This is a genomic window from Tenacibaculum aquaeponti (genome assembly GCF_057221555.1).
Window position 1 is genome coordinate 2,497,951 of record NZ_CM170147.1, and the last position, 16,579, is coordinate 2,514,529.

Here is a 16,579-nt window from a genome sequence, read left to right on the forward strand (position 1 = left end):
ATTAAAATAAAAAATTATGGAATTTACTTTTTTAAAGAAGCTTAATGAAGTTAAAGATAGTTTAGAAAATTCTCCGGTAATTTTAAGGAATCCAGAGGGTAATTCAGTTGAGGAAATATATGAATATCAAAAAGTATTTAATCAAGGATTGCCCTTGCCTAAATCATTGATAGAATACTTATTTATATCTGGTAAATTTTGTCCATTGGGGTTTGATGTTGTTGAAGGGAACTATTTAGGTCTGCGAAAATATTATGACAAAAAATTAGAAGAAAGAGGGGTGAAAATTGAGCGTCCTTTTATGATATTCGACAATTTTGAAGGAGAGAGTTTTATGTTTGTTTATTTGGATGAAGGTGATGATCCTCAACCTTGGAATTGTTCAGTAAATGAAGATTATGATTCTGAGGATAATGAAATAATTTGGAAGGTACCTCATCCTACATTTAGCGACTTAGTTAATGCTTTAGTGGATAGAGCTATAAAGGGGTTGCAACCTTGGTAGAATGTTTTTTTAAAAAGAAGAATTTAAAAACAACCTCGTCTTAATCTTAATAGACGAGGTTGTTTTATTTAATAAATTTCACAAAACTTTAAATGTAAAATGTTTTTTTAACTTGTAATATGTTTGTATATTTGTATTGCTTATTTAACAGTTTAAAAAATATTATAGAGAAAAAGAACATTTGATTAAACTAAAATCTAGTTAAGAAAAAACGAAAAAGAAAGGATCATATTACAACTTATCTCTGTTTATTTAAAAAACAACCATCTGTAAGAATAGTTTATTTTAATAGTATATGTTTTTGATGTAAAAAACTTTTTAATATGTTTTATATCAGATATTTTGACTATAAAAACTAAGAAAATCAGTAATTTTTTTAACAATTAAACAATCACTTCCGTGTATTGTAGTAAAATTTAACTTCTGTTGTAGAGGTTAATATTATTATGTGTATTAATAAAAAACAATAATCTTATTTAAGGTTATGGGTTTTTTGTTATGCACGTTTATTTCACAAAAAATAAAAATTATAACAATGAAAAAAAGTAAAGAAGAATTAAAAAAATATTTCGAAACAGGAGATAAACCAACGCAAGCAGAATATTCAGATTTAATCGATAGTTACATCGACGCGAAACAACCTGTTGGAGAATCGAATAGAACATTTATTATCAATGAAAATGGCGAAGTAAATTTAGTAGGTCAACAATCAGATTGGGCGCAAACAGATGCCAGTCAGCCAGATTATATCAAGAATAAACCAGAGGTAGAAAAAACAATTATTATACCTACTCGCAATTATGTTTTGAAAAGTAATGTTGCTGCTAGTGTAAATGGAACTGTATATGAATGTAAAGTTCCATCTTACAAATTTTATGAGGGGTCGTTGCAATCAGAAAGACAGTATTTTATGTCAGCAGATTTTTATGTTTATGGGAAAACAAGTAAGGAAGGAGAAATAGCTGTAGAGTTTTTAGCTACTACATCAGAAGGAGAAATAATTAGTGAAAAAATAGGGTTGTTAACTGATAATATTGAAGATACAGGTAAACCTGGAGTACGAATAAATGCTATTAAATCTTTTTTTGGTAATACTTTATTGAGGAGTTTAAGGTGTAACGTTATCATTAATACTCCAGATTCACCTACAGTATTCGTATCAAACATTTATTTTGGTGTAGGAAATGTGGTAGTTGATTGGAATCCTGCTTCAGAAGATCATGTTGTTTCACAACAATTTCCAACAACAAATTAAAAGTATGAAAAAGACGAAAGAAGAAATAAAAAAATATTTTGAAACAGGAGATAAACCAACTCAAGCAGAATATTCAGATTTAATCGATAGTTACATCGACGCGAAACAGCCTGTGGGTGAACCAAATCGAAGATTTATTATTGATGAAAATGGAGAAGTATCTGTAGTTTCAGAAAAGGTAATTCCAGAATATACACTTTCAGATATTACAAATAACAAATTATCATTATTAAAAGATGGAGTAGTTGTTAAACAAATTGATTTAACTTCATATATAGATGATACTAATTTATCTCGTTTAGTTTCTGGAGAGGTTAATGAAAATGGTATTGCAACTTTTAAGAGAGATGATGATACGGTATTTACTATCGATTTCAGTAGTTTAATTACTGCTTCAAGTGCAACTCATTTATCATATGTAAGTTATCCCACAATAGGAGAAATTAAGTCAAGCACTGGTCAAAAAGCAATTATTCGTGTTGCTGATAAAGATAATGCAGGTTTAATGAAAGCGAACTTTTATGAACAAGGTACATTTGTGCCGCAATTAATAGATTTAGGAGGAGGAGCTACTTATAATTTTACTTCTAGTATTACTAGTAATTATGTAAGAGTGGGTAATTCAGTTACTTTCGATCTAACAATACTAAATTTAAATTCTTCAGGTGTTCCTTTAGGTGGTTTGATTTTAAATAGTTTACCATTTGAGGTTATAAGTAGAAGTTTTGTTTTTAATATTGGTTTGTTTGAAGGAAGTAATATTGCTGATTCACAGCTTAATAAGTTGTTGTTTAATTCAGCTGGAAACCCAGATCAATTCGCTTTTTCTTTTATAGATAATGCAAAAATCTTATCTGAAGTAACTTTTAATGAAGGTAAAATTATAGCTTCAGGAAGTTACATAACAAATGTTTACAGACCATAAAATTTCTAAAAACAATTAGAATTTAAATTTCAACATTATTTAAACGACGTTGAGATTCTTACTTTTTTCAGTAAGGTTTCGGCGTTGTTTAATTCAGTGTATAGTATGTTGAACACAATTTGTTAAAGAAAAAGAAATGTTATGAGTGATTTTAATAATTTAATCAATTTTCTAAATCCTTATCGAGGTCAAAATGGGAGTAGAAGAAGAGAAGAATATCAATTTATACGGATTGATAATGATTTCATCAATGAAAATCAAGATTTAAAAAGCAATAACCTTACAAAAGTTATAAGGTATAAAGACGATCGACCATTTAACAATACATTTTCAGAAATCATTACAGAATTACCACTATATGTAAGTACAGCAAATAAGAGTTTAACTTACTTCTTTCAGAAAGATTTTAACGGACGGACTAAATATGTTTCTATAGAAGATTTAATAAAAGGAGAAACCATAGAAGAAAATTTCTTAGAGTTAGATGACTCAGCATTTATTGCGATAAGAATAACAACAGAAGAGACTCTATTTTATAATGAAGAACAAAATAGTGTATATCTTTTAAATGTAGTATTAAGGGAAGTTGTAATATCCGTACGAAAAACATTAGAGTATAATCCTAAAGAACTAGGAGGGTTATCTAGCGGAGTATATTATGTCGATTATACCAATGCAAAAGGGTATAGGAATAGTTTTATAGATAGAACATTAGGAAAAATCATAACTGAAATTTCTGAAGAAGATCTTAATAAAAGACATGTAAACTTAACTTTAAACCCAAAACCAGGTAAATTATATAGGTTTCCAGATTTTACAATCGATAAAAATCAAGTTACTGTTTATTACGACTACGACATGATTGAAAACGATGATAATGAGGTAGATCCACTCAAAGAAGATTATGCTATAAAATTGAAATTTAGAGACCCAGAAGGTTTTTTAGGTTTTATGGTAGAGGTTTATTTTTTAAATGGTGTATCAATTTTAAATACAACGGAAGGTTGTGGAAATAGAAAATCTGATTTCAGTATAAAATACATAAAACTTATCCAGTTTTTATTGAAAAGAAGTAAAAACGATATTACTAAAAAGTTAGCTTATTTATATTATGTTCCGCAAGAAATCTTTGAGAAAAAATTTAGAGGTTTAAACTTTGGAGAAGAGTACTTGTGGCAGTTAGTGCAAGAAACAGCGGAAGAAGCTATTACTAATTTCAAAACCAATAAAGAGGATATAGTTTTAAAACTTTTAGAAGCTATAAAGTTAAATCAAGACGATGAATATAATGTAGATAAAAAGAAAAACGATCTGTTTTTAGAAGAGCTTTTAAAAAGGAGAACAAAAGACAAAGGTTCGTTATTGTACAAGTTAACTAAAAAAATAGATGGCGAACAGTTTATTAAGTTTATTGATTTTGTATGGCAAATTTGGAAAAATAGTAGCTACGCAGTAACAGAAGAAACTAAAAACAAAAAGGTAAAAATATCTGAAACTAGCCCTGTATTATTAGATTATAGAACCAATAAAATATTAGGTTTTTATACCGATAATGCAGAAATTACTTGGAAAGACGAGCAAAACCAACTAGATATTACTGTTCGAGTAAAATCTGGAGAAAAGGAGGTGCTAAAGCCTAGGAGTAATTTTGATGATGGTAAAGTCACTTTTGAAGACACGGGAGAAACAAGAATTATAGATGTTTTTGAACATATCGATTATCAGTATCACCCTTTTTCACCGATATCATTTGTAAATAGTGAAAACCCACAGTTTTTATTACAAGATGAAGAAACTACTAATGCAGCAAAAACAATTCTACCTGCTTTTGTTTTATTTGCCAATAACGAAAAAGCGTTTTGGGAAAATGTATTTACTAGTTTAGAATACACTTTAGATGTAGTTACGACAATATCTGGTGTTGCAAATATCCTTAAAGCAGGGCGTTTATTAAGAGTGTTAAAGAAAGGAAAAACTGTTTTTTATAAAACAACACAAGGAGTAAAAGCCGCAGCAGAGTTTACTGATGGAGTAGTAGAGGTTACCTCCGGAACTGTAAATGCTTTATTAAAATTAACAGGAGCAGAAGACACAGAACTAGGGAAATTAGCAGCTAAATATTTGTTTTATCTAGAAATGGCTTCATTGGCTGGAGGAATTTCGGCTTCATTAGAGCGTAAGTTAAAAAACACAGCTACAGAATTAATTGATAATCCTAAGTTTGAGGAATCGTTAGACGATTTGGTTAAGAAAGGGAAACTTGATAGAGTAGATAAAAATGACATTATTAATGATATTATTACAGTTTCCGAAAAAACTAGAAACATTGGTAAGTTTACAATAAAAAATGAGGGAATAATTTCTATAGCTAAATTTAATAAAATAGCTAAACGTATTAAAAAAGAACATGGTGTTGATATGTTTTTAATAGATAAAAACAATGAACAGTGGAAAGAATTATTTAAGAAATGGCAGAAAAAATCACTTGACGGTTTATGGGTTGATCAACCTTTAATTTCAAAAAACTATGGAATACCTCTAGATGGACCTGCTTTATATTTATTTAGAGGAATTGGTGTAAAAGGTTTTGATAAAGGTTTTTTTGATATTACTTCGTATACAGTACAACATGAATTATTTCACATGAAAATGTGGTTAAGAATAAAAGAACTTTTTCCTAATAATTTTCTAAAAATCTTTCATGAAATACCAGATGAAATTCATGAAACTTATGTGTTAAGTGAATTTATTAAAACACGTAAATTTACAAAATGGGACGAGACTGATATTTTGGATGATTTGAATGCGTTTAATCGTAATTTTAAGAAAAATAAAACATTAAATGAGTTTGAGTTTTTTGATTTAGAAAGTTATTTAAAAAAAATATAACGATGAAATATACAGAAGACTATTGCATAAAACTATTACAAAAAGTATTAGAGGATTTAGATGAACAAAGAGGAGGTATATATTTTGATAAAGATACTCCGTTTGAAGCTTTTTTTAAAAAAAACGAAAAAGATTTTTATACTGGAGATATACTAGAAAACTCTTGGTTGGTTTATGCCAAAGTTCCTAAAGATGGTTGGAAAGGAGGTAATATAGTTATTCATGTTGATGATAACACTGGAAAAGCTATAACTTACACCAATTATGCTTTAGGAGGAAGGCCCATTACTTTACCTTTAGAGATAAATAAAAATGGTAAATATTTTATACCTATTGTATTTGAATAAATTTTTTAGGTTTTTAAAAAATGAATGAAATAGAAAGAATAGAGAGTAATATTAACGGAGAATTACCAGAAGGTATAGGATACAGATATATTATTGTTGAAAATATTAAAGAACCAGAAAGAGCATTAGAAACATACAAACAAAGTATGTTAATGATATTAAAAAATAAAGATTTGCATGAGGAAGATCCTAAATGGGAGCAATTACTACCTAAAGAAGTGGTTGCCTTTACTAATCAACTAGAAGAAGATGATTATAGAGATGAATTACTTTCTCATATACCTAATATGGTTAGAAGAGTTCTAACTATTAGAGATTGGGAATGGTATAGTTCGCAATTATATGAAGATGGATTTGAAATAATTATTTTAGGTAGAGATATTGGTGCGATAGCTTACGAATTACTTCATCATCAAGGTATACCGCATAGTAGTTTAGCAAGTGGGGATGATGAAACAATTATAAGGATATCTAGAGCTGGTCGTGATGTATTAAGTTATAAAACCTGGAATTCAGACACTTTAAAATTAGAATAGTTTAATAATTATAAAAGAGGTTTTAATAGAACCTCTTTTTTTGGTTTTGAAAAATGAATGAAATAGAAAGAATTAAAAACAATATAAAAGGTGAATTACCAGAAGCTAATTATGAATATATTGTTGAAAGTATTACTGAATCACAATAAGCTTTAGAAATATTTAAATAAAGTATGTTAACAAATAAGGAAATGGAAGAAGTAGCGGAACGCTATATAGAAAAGTTAGGAAAGGAAAGTAATATAGAAATGGTTCTTTCGGATGAACTGTCGGGTAAACCATATGGCAACGTTTATATTTTTGAATCTAAAGAATTTGTTTTAACAGGAGATCAAAAAAAGTCTTTAGCTAATAATCATCCTTTTATGGTTGAAAAAGAAAAAGGAAGGGTGGTTACTTTTGGAACTATGCTTTCAATAGAGAATTATTTAAAAGCTTACGAAAATGGAACTTTACTAGAAGTTGATGATCTTTACTGGTACCCAGATGAAGATCGATACGATAGTAAGTAACCAGCAATATCACAAAAAAACAAGTCCCGAAATCATATTTCTGGGTTTTTATTATATTAAAACAAAACATTTTACAAAAAAAACAGTAAAAAGTTTGTGTGAACTAAAAAAAGATTGTATATTTGTACTCGTAATCGTCAGTTGGCATACAGTCGCAAATCGAGCTATTTTGTATGAATTCCAAACGGTACTTTTTTGAGGTTTTAACTTGAGTTTCTTCATTTTTTTAAATCTCTTCCATATTAATTCCAACATATTTTTTGAAGCTTTTATAGCAAAGCGCTTATCATTTGAATCATGATGTTATAAAACTGCAATCTGTTCATCTTTTTCGGGTGTATATGTTTGTGAATTAATAAAAGAGGGCAAAAACATTTTGTGAAAGAATTAAATTAAAACCTTTTATGGAGTGAGCAGAAAAACCATGTAAAAAACAGAGTAAGCCTATTTTAAAAACCATCCTATTTATGTCAAATTTAGTACCAGAGTTAAACAGTTTAGATTTTAATGTGTACGTTGGAGGGCCGTTACAAGCGGCAATTCAAGCACAAACAGCAGCTTCTATGGCAACTGTAGATTTTATTCAAAAAGTTGGTTTTGAAGATGATGGAGTTCCTGATACTGTAGATAATTTACGTTATGTCGATTTCAAGTATAAAAAGTCTACAGCTAATCCACATTTTGGTAAAACGCCACTTGAACTTTCAGATGAAGGTTTACCAGCAGATACTGATACAGATAACCAGTTTTTAGAAAGCGAAGTAGCTATTAAAGTTCCTTTTTTAACAATGTTAACAATCCCTTCATTACGAATTGATGAAGTTAATATTGATTTTAATGCACGTTTAAGTTCCGTAGAAACAAGAAGTGTGTCTTCTCAATTTGCTTTAGATGCTAAGTTAGGTTTAAAGTTTAAGTTTATCAATTTTAAAGCTTCTGCCTCATACAGAAGAAATACTACCCAAGGATCTAGAGTTGAAAAAACATACAACTTAGGAGTAAAGGTAAGAGCTGTAAACGAAGAATTACCTGAAGGATTAAACAGAATTTTAAATATGCTAGAAGATAGCATTGCTACTGTAGCTTAATAATTTTTTTGAATTAATCAAAAGAAGGTCATTCGTCACGAATGACCTTCTTAAAAAAAGAAAAAAATAATGGTAAAACTTAATGAATATTTAGGAAGTATTGCTTCAAGCGTTGCAGAAGCGAGGTTAGTTTCTGATCTAAAATCTTTAGAAGTTGCAGAACAATTTGCAAAACACAATTTATTAAAACATTTTTCTGTGCCTAGGTTTAAAGCAGAAAATATTGAATTAACTATTCCTGTTGCTATTGCTGAAGTTAGTACAGGGAATACCATGCCCTATATTCCAATTGAAGACAAAAATGCTTTTGCTGAAAAAACAATTGTAACTTTAAAAGAAATCTCACCAATCTCTGTTAAACCTATTCCAGAAAATGAGTTGAAACTTATAAGTGAAACAAATAAACAAGTTATTGTTTTAGAGAAAAATTTACAATTAGGTTCAGATCTTTTTAATGAGTTAAATACTTATGCGCAAAGCATAGTGAAAATTTACTTTTCAATTTATCCTCCTCTGACTAGTAGAATTGATATGACCGAAATAGCAAATACACTTAGAGATAAACTAAAACCGTATGTAAATCCAAAACCAGTTGTTAGTGAAGAAAAAATAGAACCTAAGGTTATTGTTGAAGGACATAAATTAAAAGAATTACCGCCTGAAAATGTTATTCAAATAAAAATGACTTTAAAAGAAGAAGGAATGGAATGGCATATTTCTGAAGATGAAAATGGAATAGTAACCACTAAATTATTACCTGAATAAACAATGAGAAAATCAATTCTTAATACTTTAAAAAGTTTAGAAATACAACTATCTAAGATACATCCAATTGTAGATTTACTTGAAAGAAAGAGTAGTGCTAGTTCAAAAGAATTAAGAGATTGGTTGGCGGAAACAGAAGAGTTATTTCAACAAAATAATTTGGCGGAAGCGTCTATGTTTTCTGTGAAAAGAGCAGAGTTATCAACTTATTACCCTAAAAATAATCAATATAAAAGAAAAGAACAATTACATTTTTGTTCTAGACTTTTAACTGATGCTCAAGCAGATTTATGGTCAGTGTATGCTAGATTAACAGATACTATAGAAAAAGCAAAGGTTTCTATTAAACAATTGTTAGGAGTTATTTATCAAACCCAGCAATTTAAATACGATCCTAAAACAAATTTTACTCAGTTTATTAAAGAAGTTTGGCAATTTTGTACAATGCATGAACAATTACGAGGAATTACTGCTCAAATTCAATCTTTAATAAATAAAACAGATGTTTTACTTCTTATTGCTGAAGAAATAGAAATAGAAAACCTATAATTTATAAAGGTTAAAAAACAGTAATATCACAAAAAAATAAGCTCAATAATCAATATTGGGCTTTTATTAAATATAACATTTTACAAAAATAAACTGTATTTTGTTTGTGTGTTTATGTAATATGTTGTATATTTGTATTGCTATTAATTAGTGTTGTTTTAATAATGAATCTTTTATGTTAAGTAGAAACATAAAGTTAGGTTAAACCACAATCTGGTAAAAGAGAAAAATAAAGAACCGTTAACTTTTTATGTTCTGTCTGCTAACGCTTTTATTAAAAAAAATTATATGAATAAATTAATATCAGTGGCGTTATCGCAATATGGAGTTAAAGAAGTAAAAGGAGCAAAAGATCATCCTCAAATACTTAATTATTTTAAAACTATGGGTTTCGATATAACAAATTATAGTGATGAAACAGCATGGTGTAGTGCTTTTGCTAATTGGGTAGCAAAAGAAGCAGGATATGAAAAGTCAAATAAATTGAATGCAAGAAGTTGGCTGTCTGTTGGTAAATCTACAAGTGCACCGAAACAAGGAGATGTAGTTGTATTGTGGAGAGAAGACCCGAGTAGTTGGAAAGGTCATGTAGGGTTTTTGATAAAAGAATCTAAACGCTACGTGTATTTGCTTGGAGGAAATCAAGGAAACAGCGTGAGTATAAAAGCTTATCCGAAAAATAGAATATTAGATTATCGTGTTTTGAAAAAAAACGTATAAATAAAATATACAAAAGCTTTGTGAAAGATAATGTAAGTTAAAAAGAGAGAAAGAAACATGAAAAGTTAACCGTTAAATTTATTTTAACGGTTCTTTTTTGTATAAATACAAAGGAAATTGTTGTTAGTTGTTTTCATTTTTACGACCAATTAGTAAATTTGAATTATGGCAATTCAAGATATTAAAACCTATACTTTTCAAGATGTTTTTTCACTACAACTAGTAGATTTTGAAAAAGCCTGTGTTGTAAATAAACCTACCCAAATAAACGAATACAAAATCTTTTGGATTAAAGAAGGTAAAGGAACGTACAATATTGATTTTAAAAGTTATTCTTTTAATGGAACGGTTTTGTTTTTTCTGTCACCAGGACAGGTTTTTACGGTTGATTCTGAAAAAATAAAGGAAGCTTATCAACTTAGTTTTACTAGAGATTTTTATTGTATCCAAACTCACGATACAGAGATTGCTTGTAATGGCGTTTTATTTAATAATGTATATGAAACTCCTTTTGTAACTCCTTCAGAAAAGGATATTAAAAAACTAAATTTCATTTTAGATAATTTAGTTGAAGAGTTTGAATTAACAGAAACAGCACAATATGATATGCTACAATCATTTTTAAAACAGTTTATTATTTATTCTGTTCGAATGAAAAAAGAACATTCAATAGTAAAAGATGACACAGAAACTAAATTATTTAAAGATTTTAGTTTGCTTGTAGAGCAAAATTTCAGAAAACTTCATAGTGTTACAGATTACGCAAATCGATTAGGAATTTCTCCAAAGTCGTTAACTAAACATTTTCAGAAAATAGGAGCAGAGACTCCAAGTGATTTTATTAAAAATAGAATTATTACTGAAGCAAAACGACAATTATTATATTCTTCTGAGGCTGTTAAACATATTGCTTTCGATTTAGGCTTTAATGATCCGGCTTACTTTTCACGTTTTTTTGCTAAAGCAACAGGAAATTCTCCTGCACAATTTAAGAAAATACAAAAAGTGTAATTGTAAATTATACTTTTTAGAATTATAAACAAATCCGCTTTTTGAAGAAATTTCAAGGCGGATTTTTTGCTTTTTCATCCTGTTTTTCAGTAAAAAGTCCAAATGTACAAGGCTTAGGAACTTTTGTCCATTTTTTAAGGTCTATTCTCGTCGCATCTTTGTACCAGAATTATTTGTTAATCCTCGTTAAAACAAAAAACACATGAAAGTAATAACACATCAATGCCCTAACTGTTGGGGATACCAAGAGTACGAAGAGCAAAACGAATTAAACAATAAACAAGAAAATAATAACTAATAAAAAAACTTAAAAATGAGTACAAGAATAGAAACATTAAACCCAGAGACAACAACAGGAAAATCAAAAGAATTGTTTGACGCAGTTCAAAATAAATTAGGATTTATTCCAAACTTAATTAAAGTTTTTGGTAACTCACCAGCAACATTACAAAGTTATTTATCATTAGGTGATTTAACAGCTAGCGGAAACTTTTCTAATAAATTCAGAGAGCAATTAGCTTTAGCAATTGCAGAAGAAAATAGTTGTAACTACTGTTTATCTGCACACACTGCAATTGGAAAAATGAATGGTTTAACCGATGAACAAACTGAAGCGAACAGACAAGGACGTTCTTCTGATGATAAAGTAGCAGCAGGGTTACAATTTGCACAAAGTGTAACTAGAAATAGAGGTAATGTAAGTTCTGAAGAATTAGCAGCAGTTAAGGCAGCAGGATATAATGATGGAGATGTATTAGAGATTGTTTTAAATGTGGTATCTAATACATTAACAAATTATGTAAATCATATCGCAGAAACTGAGATAGATTTTCCAGCAGTAGAAGCAGGTAAATTCACAGTAAATTCATAATAAAAAAGTAGATAAAAATTATAAATCCCAAAACAATAAATTAATTAAACATGAAAAAAGTAATAGCAATTTTAGTAGTAGTATTAGGTGCGGTAATGAATGTAAATGCACAAGAGGTGAAAACAGTATCTTTAGAACAAACTAAAGGAGAGTTTACTCAAAAGTCAGTAACATTATCTGAAGGAACTTATATCTTCGAAATCGCAAATAGTAATGTTGGTAAAGATGTAGGTTTTGTTTTGGCTCCAAAAGGAAAAACAGATCAAGCTAGTCATATTAAAGAAGCTTATGTTACTTCATTAGCCAAGAATAATAAGAAATCTACTTCTAAAAAAGTAACACTTACGAAAGGGGAGTATGTTTATTTTTGTCCGTTAAACCCAACACCTCAATATACGTTGATTGTAAAATAGATATAGATTGTTAATTTCAAAAAAGCTCGGTAATAAATATTTTACCGAGCTTTTTTTTGTTCTTATAATTTTCCTCCATCAAGTTCATCTTGCCATTTCTGTAATTCTTCCCATTTACCTTCATAAGCAAGTTTAGCTTGCTGTGGCCAAGTGTCTGGTTTATGAATTCGATAACGATCGCCACCGCTATTTAATACTTCTTGACATTTTTCAATTGAAGCTTCACTTAAGGCTTTCCAAGTTTTAATATCAAAATTATGGAATAGCCCTTCAATTTTTGGTCCAATTCCTTCTACGATTTTTAAATCATCTTGTTTTATTTTTTTACCAAATACAGCTTTTGCAGCATCAGCATTAAACGGAATTAAATTTAAATGAGTATTTGTATTTTTAGCTCTGTTTAAATCATTTTGTAAAGAAATTTTTGCTTTATTACAAGCATCTAATTCAGCTTCCAGGTTAGAAATTTTATCTTTTAATTCTGAATCATTATTTGTACTTCCTGTTAAAGATGCTGCAGCTCCTAAATTAGCACTTGCTTCTCTTGCTAATTTTAAATCAGAACTTAATCCGGTTTTACTTTGTCTGCAAGAGTCTAAGTCTTTTTGTAAAGCTAATTTTGCTTTATTACAAGCATCTAAATTAGCTTCAAGTTGAGAGATTTTATTTTTATATTCTAGTACTATAGCATCGTGATTAGAATTATCATTGTTAGATTTTCTAAAAAGCCTACCTAATAAATAGCCTAGTAAAGCGCATAAAAGACCTACTATAATAGGAATGTATATACATGGACTCATAATTTTCTTATTTATTTAATTGTTATTATTGTTCTTCTGTTTTTTGCTTTTCCTTCTTCAGTATTATTATCTGCTATGGGTTCCGATTCGCCTTTAGATGTTGCAATAATTTTATTTTCGGGTATAGCCGCATTTTTAATAAGGTATTCTTTTACTGAATTTGCTCTATTTTGACCCAAAGTTATGTTAGTAGTCACATCTCCAGTGTTATCTGTATGGCCAGTAATTATGCAAATAGCACCATCTACTTTATCTAAATACTTGGCAATGTCTGCAATTTCTTGTCTTTGTTCTTCATTTAGGTTAATTTCAAATTGTCCAGATTTAAAATGTAATTCTATTGCATGAGCTTTAATATATTCAGCAAGTTTATCCATTTCTTCAGGGTTATCTTTTAGTTCTGAAATAGAAAAAACTAAAGGTCCATGATAAACATGTAAAGAATCTGCAACCATGTCTTCTTTTAATTCACCTAAAGTGTTCATGACTTTTGAGGGGATGCCTTTTTTGTTTAAAAAGTTTTTAATAGAATTTGCTCTGGCTAAACCTAAATTAGGATAAGCAGATTTGTTTTCTTCCTCTTGTGTGTAATATCCAGTGATTGATAGAGATTTATTATTGTTTACAGATAAAAAATCTTTTAATTTATTAATCTCTATATCTAAGTTAGAAGAAATAGGTGTTAAAAAGTTGAGGTTAGAAGCTTCGAAGTTAAAATTATCGTTAGTGTTTAATAAAAAATCACCATTAGCATCTTTAACATTAAAAGGATACAAGGTTGGATTTTTGTATACTTTTTTTTGTGTTGTATTTTCATTAGTCATAACATTTTCATTATGACTTTCAGAATTACAACACAAAATGTAGCTAAAGTAGGTTCCAATAATAATGGTAAGTAAAATACCTATAAGATATATTAATCTTTTACCCATAGTTTTTGATTTAGGTTATTGATTGTGAAGTTATTATTTTTTTTTGAAAATTTTAACACTGTTGATTATAAAGATGTTAATTTTTAGTTTTTTTAATTTGAAAAACGTGATTTAAACAGGTTTTTTTAATGAATGTTAACAAAAACATTACTAAAGTTATTGTTTTGTTAATTAGTGAAGTATGACGAAACACTTTTGAGATGTAAGCGTCTTTTAACTAAACAACCACTAATTAATATTGTATTATGAAGAAAATCATCTTAACCATCGCTTTAGCTTTTGGAGCTTATACAACAACAGTTAACGCTACAGAATTACCAACAAATGAAAATGCTACTTTTTTAAATTATGAAGATGTAACAACATTTTGTAAATTAATTAAAGAAGGCAATTATGAAGCTGTTGAAGCTATGATTAATAGCGGAGAAGATATTAATAAGAAATCTACAGGATTAACACCATTAATGTTTGCAGCGCGTTACAACAGAGTTAAAATCGCAAAATTATTAATAGATAAAGGAGCGAAGTTAAAAGTAAAATCGAATAGAGGATTAACAGCTTTAAAATGGGCAGAATTAGCAAAAGCTAATGAAACTATGAAAGTTATTGAAAAAGCAATGAAGAAATAAAGACTTCATTTGTCAATTATTTGAATTAAAAAAGACCTACGATTTTGTAGGTCTTTCTTTTTATTTTTGAAAAATGATATTTTCTATTTTTCTGCTTCAGCAGCAGCTTTAGCAGCGTTACGAGACATGCGTACTTGAGCAACCACAGTGTTATCTGGGTGTAAGAAAGTAAAGTTCTCATTTGCTAATTCAGTAATGTAAAGCTTATTACCGATTTCTAATTCAGTAATGTCAGCTTCAATAAAGTCTGGTAAATTAGCTGGTAAAGCTTTAACTTTTAATTTACGCATGTTGTGACGTAAAGCACCACCAATCATAACTCCTTTAGAATTACCTACTAATTTAACAGGAATTTCCATAGTTACTGGCTTATCTTCGAATAATTGATAGAAATCAATGTGTAAGATTTTGTCAGTTACAGGGTGAAACTGAATGTCTTGTAAAACAGCTGCGTAAGTTTTACCGTCTAGTTCAATCGAAGCAGTATATACGTTTGGAGTGTATACTAAACTTTTGAACGCTTTTTCTTCTGCTGAAAAGTGAACAGGCTTATCTCCTCCGTATAATACGCAAGGAACCTTTCCAGCATTACGTAGGGCTTTAGTAGCTTTTTTACCCACGCTTTCTCTTTGAGATCCGTTGATTGTAATCGATTGCATTACTTATATTTATTTTAAAAATTTACATTAAAAACTTATCGCTTATTGATGTATTCTCTTGCACTTTGTGCATAACATCAGCGAATAAGGGCGCGCAAGATACAACTTTTATTTTAGAAATGTTCTTTTTTAAAGGAATTGTATCTGAGACAATTAACTCTGTTAATTTAGAGTTTTCGATTCTTTCATAAGCGTTTCCAGAAAGTATTGGGTGCGTACAAATTGCTCTTACAGATTTTGCACCTCTTTCTACCATTAAATCGGCAGCTCTAGTTAATGTTCCTCCAGTATCGATCATGTCATCAACTAGAATTACATTTTTACCTTTCACTTCACCAATTAATTCCATGTGCTCAATTACATTAGCTTTTTTTCTTTGTTTGTAACAGATTACAACATCACTAGCTAAATATTTTGAATATGCATATGCTCTTTTAGAACCTCCCATATCTGGAGAAGCTATAGTTACATTTTCAAGTTTTAAACTTTCAATGTATTCCATAAATATTGTAGAAGCATATAAGTGATCTACTGGTTTTTCGAAGAAACCTTGGATTTGATCTGCGTGTAAATCCATTGTCATAATACGAGTTGCTCCAGCAGCTTGTAAAAGATTAGCAACTAATTTTGCACCGATTGCTACTCTAGGCTTATCTTTTCTATCTTGTCTTGCCCATCCGAAGTAAGGCATAACAGCAGTAATATGTCTTGCAGATGCACGTTTAGCAGCATCTAACATTAACAGCATTTCCATTAAATTATCAGCAGTAGGAAAAGTAGAACCAATAATGAAAACTCTTCTTCCCCTCACTGATTCTTCAAAAGCAGGTTGAAATTCACCATCGCTAAAAGGTGTAATTTTAACATTACCTAGCTCTTCGCCATATTCTTTTGCTATTTTTTTTGCTAGCTCCATACTTTGTCTGCATGCAAACAATTTAGGAGTAAGTTGATTATAAGACATTTATTAGTTGTGTTTATTGTTGTGTTTGCGCAAAAGTAAAATTATTTTAAACAGTAATAAAGAGATTTATTCGAATTCAATAAAAAATATTTAGATTTGCAGCCTATTATTGCCAAAGTGGTGGAATTGGTAGACACGTCGGATTCAAAATCCGATGCTCATTAGAGCGTGTGGGTTCGAGTCCCACCTTTGGTACAATAACTTTTTAC

At 29.3% G+C, this 16,579-nt stretch carries 19 protein-coding genes and 1 tRNA gene; 16 read left to right on the plus strand and 4 right to left on the minus strand.

Annotated elements, in window-relative coordinates; all coding sequences use genetic code 11:
* Positions 1–16 precede the first annotated feature (16 nt).
* The 14 genes from AC2TEO_RS11235 (at position 17) to AC2TEO_RS11300 (ending at position 12,386) form a co-directional block, all read left to right on the plus strand.
* Positions 17–505 (plus strand): hypothetical protein, encoded by a 489-nt coding sequence (locus AC2TEO_RS11235; RefSeq protein ID WP_442264915.1) that lies wholly within the window; start codon positions 17–19, stop codon positions 503–505.
* 535 nt (positions 506–1,040) lie between these two features.
* Positions 1,041–1,760, plus strand: coding sequence for a hypothetical protein (locus AC2TEO_RS11240; protein WP_442264916.1), 720 nt, complete (start codon positions 1,041–1,043; stop codon positions 1,758–1,760).
* A gap of 4 nt (positions 1,761–1,764) precedes the next feature.
* Positions 1,765–2,685: a hypothetical protein gene (locus AC2TEO_RS11245; protein WP_442264917.1), complete on the plus strand. Its 921-nt coding sequence runs from the start codon at positions 1,765–1,767 to the stop codon at positions 2,683–2,685.
* Positions 2,686–2,826: 141 nt separating this feature from the next.
* On the plus strand, positions 2,827–5,574 hold the full coding sequence (locus AC2TEO_RS11250; RefSeq protein ID WP_442264918.1) for a hypothetical protein: 2,748 nt from the start codon (positions 2,827–2,829) through the stop codon (positions 5,572–5,574).
* Positions 5,575–5,576: 2 nt separating this feature from the next.
* Positions 5,577–5,921, plus strand: coding sequence for a hypothetical protein (locus AC2TEO_RS11255; RefSeq protein ID WP_442264919.1), 345 nt, complete (start codon positions 5,577–5,579; stop codon positions 5,919–5,921).
* A 20-nt stretch (positions 5,922–5,941) separates the two neighbouring features.
* On the plus strand, positions 5,942–6,457 hold the full coding sequence (locus AC2TEO_RS11260; protein WP_442264920.1) for a hypothetical protein: 516 nt from the start codon (positions 5,942–5,944) through the stop codon (positions 6,455–6,457).
* 173 nt (positions 6,458–6,630) lie between these two features.
* On the plus strand, positions 6,631–6,969 hold the full coding sequence (locus AC2TEO_RS11265) for a hypothetical protein (RefSeq protein WP_442264921.1): 339 nt from the start codon (positions 6,631–6,633) through the stop codon (positions 6,967–6,969).
* Between the two features lie 467 nt (positions 6,970–7,436).
* Positions 7,437–8,057, plus strand: coding sequence for a DUF2589 domain-containing protein (locus AC2TEO_RS11270; RefSeq protein ID WP_442264922.1), 621 nt, complete (start codon positions 7,437–7,439; stop codon positions 8,055–8,057).
* Between the two features lie 69 nt (positions 8,058–8,126).
* Positions 8,127–8,822, plus strand: coding sequence for a hypothetical protein (locus AC2TEO_RS11275; protein WP_442264923.1), 696 nt, complete (start codon positions 8,127–8,129; stop codon positions 8,820–8,822).
* A gap of 3 nt (positions 8,823–8,825) precedes the next feature.
* Entirely contained in the window at positions 8,826–9,371 is a 546-nt protein-coding gene (locus AC2TEO_RS11280) for a hypothetical protein (RefSeq protein WP_442264924.1), read from the plus strand.
* 288 nt (positions 9,372–9,659) lie between these two features.
* On the plus strand, positions 9,660–10,091 hold the full coding sequence (locus AC2TEO_RS11285) for a TIGR02594 family protein (RefSeq protein ID WP_442264925.1): 432 nt from the start codon (positions 9,660–9,662) through the stop codon (positions 10,089–10,091).
* 165 nt (positions 10,092–10,256) lie between these two features.
* Positions 10,257–11,102 carry a helix-turn-helix domain-containing protein gene (locus AC2TEO_RS11290; RefSeq protein ID WP_442264926.1) on the plus strand — a complete coding sequence of 282 codons (846 nt, stop codon included), beginning with the start codon at positions 10,257–10,259 and terminating at the stop codon, positions 11,100–11,102.
* Positions 11,103–11,415: 313 nt separating this feature from the next.
* Complete coding sequence (locus AC2TEO_RS11295) at positions 11,416–11,973, plus strand: carboxymuconolactone decarboxylase family protein (RefSeq protein ID WP_442264927.1); 558 nt, start codon at positions 11,416–11,418, stop codon at positions 11,971–11,973.
* A 50-nt stretch (positions 11,974–12,023) separates the two neighbouring features.
* Complete coding sequence (locus AC2TEO_RS11300) at positions 12,024–12,386, plus strand: hypothetical protein (RefSeq protein WP_442264928.1); 363 nt, start codon at positions 12,024–12,026, stop codon at positions 12,384–12,386.
* Positions 12,387–12,448: 62 nt separating this feature from the next.
* On the opposite strand, the gene AC2TEO_RS11305 is transcribed toward AC2TEO_RS11300, so the two are convergent.
* Together AC2TEO_RS11305 and AC2TEO_RS11310 are read right to left on the minus strand one after the other, a co-directional pair.
* The gene (locus tag AC2TEO_RS11305; RefSeq protein WP_442264929.1) at positions 12,449–13,186 is read right to left on the minus strand and encodes a hypothetical protein; all 738 of its coding nucleotides are present in this window, start codon (positions 13,184–13,186) and stop codon (positions 12,449–12,451) included.
* Between the two features lie 11 nt (positions 13,187–13,197).
* Positions 13,198–14,118, minus strand: coding sequence for an OmpA family protein (locus AC2TEO_RS11310; protein WP_442264930.1), 921 nt, complete (start codon positions 14,116–14,118; stop codon positions 13,198–13,200).
* 245 nt (positions 14,119–14,363) lie between these two features.
* Between AC2TEO_RS11310 and AC2TEO_RS11315 the strand changes: the two genes are divergently transcribed.
* Positions 14,364–14,747 (plus strand): ankyrin repeat domain-containing protein, encoded by a 384-nt coding sequence (locus tag AC2TEO_RS11315; RefSeq protein ID WP_442264931.1) that lies wholly within the window; start codon positions 14,364–14,366, stop codon positions 14,745–14,747.
* 83 nt (positions 14,748–14,830) lie between these two features.
* Here the strand turns inward: AC2TEO_RS11315 and AC2TEO_RS11320 are convergent, their stop codons facing one another.
* Complete coding sequence (locus AC2TEO_RS11320; RefSeq protein ID WP_442264932.1) at positions 14,831–15,406, minus strand: 50S ribosomal protein L25/general stress protein Ctc; 576 nt, start codon at positions 15,404–15,406, stop codon at positions 14,831–14,833.
* 22 nt (positions 15,407–15,428) lie between these two features.
* Positions 15,429–16,370, minus strand: a complete 942-nt coding sequence (locus tag AC2TEO_RS11325) for a ribose-phosphate pyrophosphokinase (protein ID WP_442264933.1) — start codon at positions 16,368–16,370, stop codon at positions 15,429–15,431.
* A gap of 111 nt (positions 16,371–16,481) precedes the next feature.
* Between AC2TEO_RS11325 and AC2TEO_RS11330 the strand changes: the two genes are divergently transcribed.
* Positions 16,482–16,565, plus strand: a tRNA-Leu gene (locus AC2TEO_RS11330).
* Positions 16,566–16,579 lie beyond the last annotated feature (14 nt).

What these genes read in the sequence shown, in the direction of transcription:
- AC2TEO_RS11315 (WP_442264931.1), top strand. Translation starts at nt 14,364, where the DNA reads ATGAAGAAAATCATCTTAACCATCGCTTTAGCTTTTGGAGCTTATACA.
- AC2TEO_RS11285 (WP_442264925.1), top strand. Translation starts at nt 9,660, where the DNA reads ATGAATAAATTAATATCAGTGGCGTTATCGCAATATGGAGTTAAAGAA.
- AC2TEO_RS11275 (WP_442264923.1), top strand. Translation starts at nt 8,127, where the DNA reads ATGGTAAAACTTAATGAATATTTAGGAAGTATTGCTTCAAGCGTTGCA.
- AC2TEO_RS11320 (WP_442264932.1), bottom strand. Translation starts at nt 15,406, where the DNA reads ATGCAATCGATTACAATCAACGGATCTCAAAGAGAAAGCGTGGGTAAA.
- AC2TEO_RS11270 (WP_442264922.1), top strand. Translation starts at nt 7,437, where the DNA reads ATGTCAAATTTAGTACCAGAGTTAAACAGTTTAGATTTTAATGTGTAC.
- AC2TEO_RS11235 (WP_442264915.1), top strand. Translation starts at nt 17, where the DNA reads ATGGAATTTACTTTTTTAAAGAAGCTTAATGAAGTTAAAGATAGTTTA.
- AC2TEO_RS11295 (WP_442264927.1), top strand. Translation starts at nt 11,416, where the DNA reads ATGAGTACAAGAATAGAAACATTAAACCCAGAGACAACAACAGGAAAA.
- AC2TEO_RS11265 (WP_442264921.1), top strand. Translation starts at nt 6,631, where the DNA reads ATGTTAACAAATAAGGAAATGGAAGAAGTAGCGGAACGCTATATAGAA.
- AC2TEO_RS11290 (WP_442264926.1), top strand. Translation starts at nt 10,257, where the DNA reads ATGGCAATTCAAGATATTAAAACCTATACTTTTCAAGATGTTTTTTCA.
- AC2TEO_RS11280 (WP_442264924.1), top strand. Translation starts at nt 8,826, where the DNA reads ATGAGAAAATCAATTCTTAATACTTTAAAAAGTTTAGAAATACAACTA.
- AC2TEO_RS11255 (WP_442264919.1), top strand. Translation starts at nt 5,577, where the DNA reads ATGAAATATACAGAAGACTATTGCATAAAACTATTACAAAAAGTATTA.
- AC2TEO_RS11305 (WP_442264929.1), bottom strand. Translation starts at nt 13,186, where the DNA reads ATGAGTCCATGTATATACATTCCTATTATAGTAGGTCTTTTATGCGCT.
- AC2TEO_RS11310 (WP_442264930.1), bottom strand. Translation starts at nt 14,118, where the DNA reads ATGGGTAAAAGATTAATATATCTTATAGGTATTTTACTTACCATTATT.
- AC2TEO_RS11300 (WP_442264928.1), top strand. Translation starts at nt 12,024, where the DNA reads ATGAAAAAAGTAATAGCAATTTTAGTAGTAGTATTAGGTGCGGTAATG.
- AC2TEO_RS11260 (WP_442264920.1), top strand. Translation starts at nt 5,942, where the DNA reads ATGAATGAAATAGAAAGAATAGAGAGTAATATTAACGGAGAATTACCA.
- AC2TEO_RS11245 (WP_442264917.1), top strand. Translation starts at nt 1,765, where the DNA reads ATGAAAAAGACGAAAGAAGAAATAAAAAAATATTTTGAAACAGGAGAT.
- AC2TEO_RS11325 (WP_442264933.1), bottom strand. Translation starts at nt 16,370, where the DNA reads ATGTCTTATAATCAACTTACTCCTAAATTGTTTGCATGCAGACAAAGT.
- AC2TEO_RS11250 (WP_442264918.1), top strand. Translation starts at nt 2,827, where the DNA reads ATGAGTGATTTTAATAATTTAATCAATTTTCTAAATCCTTATCGAGGT.
- AC2TEO_RS11240 (WP_442264916.1), top strand. Translation starts at nt 1,041, where the DNA reads ATGAAAAAAAGTAAAGAAGAATTAAAAAAATATTTCGAAACAGGAGAT.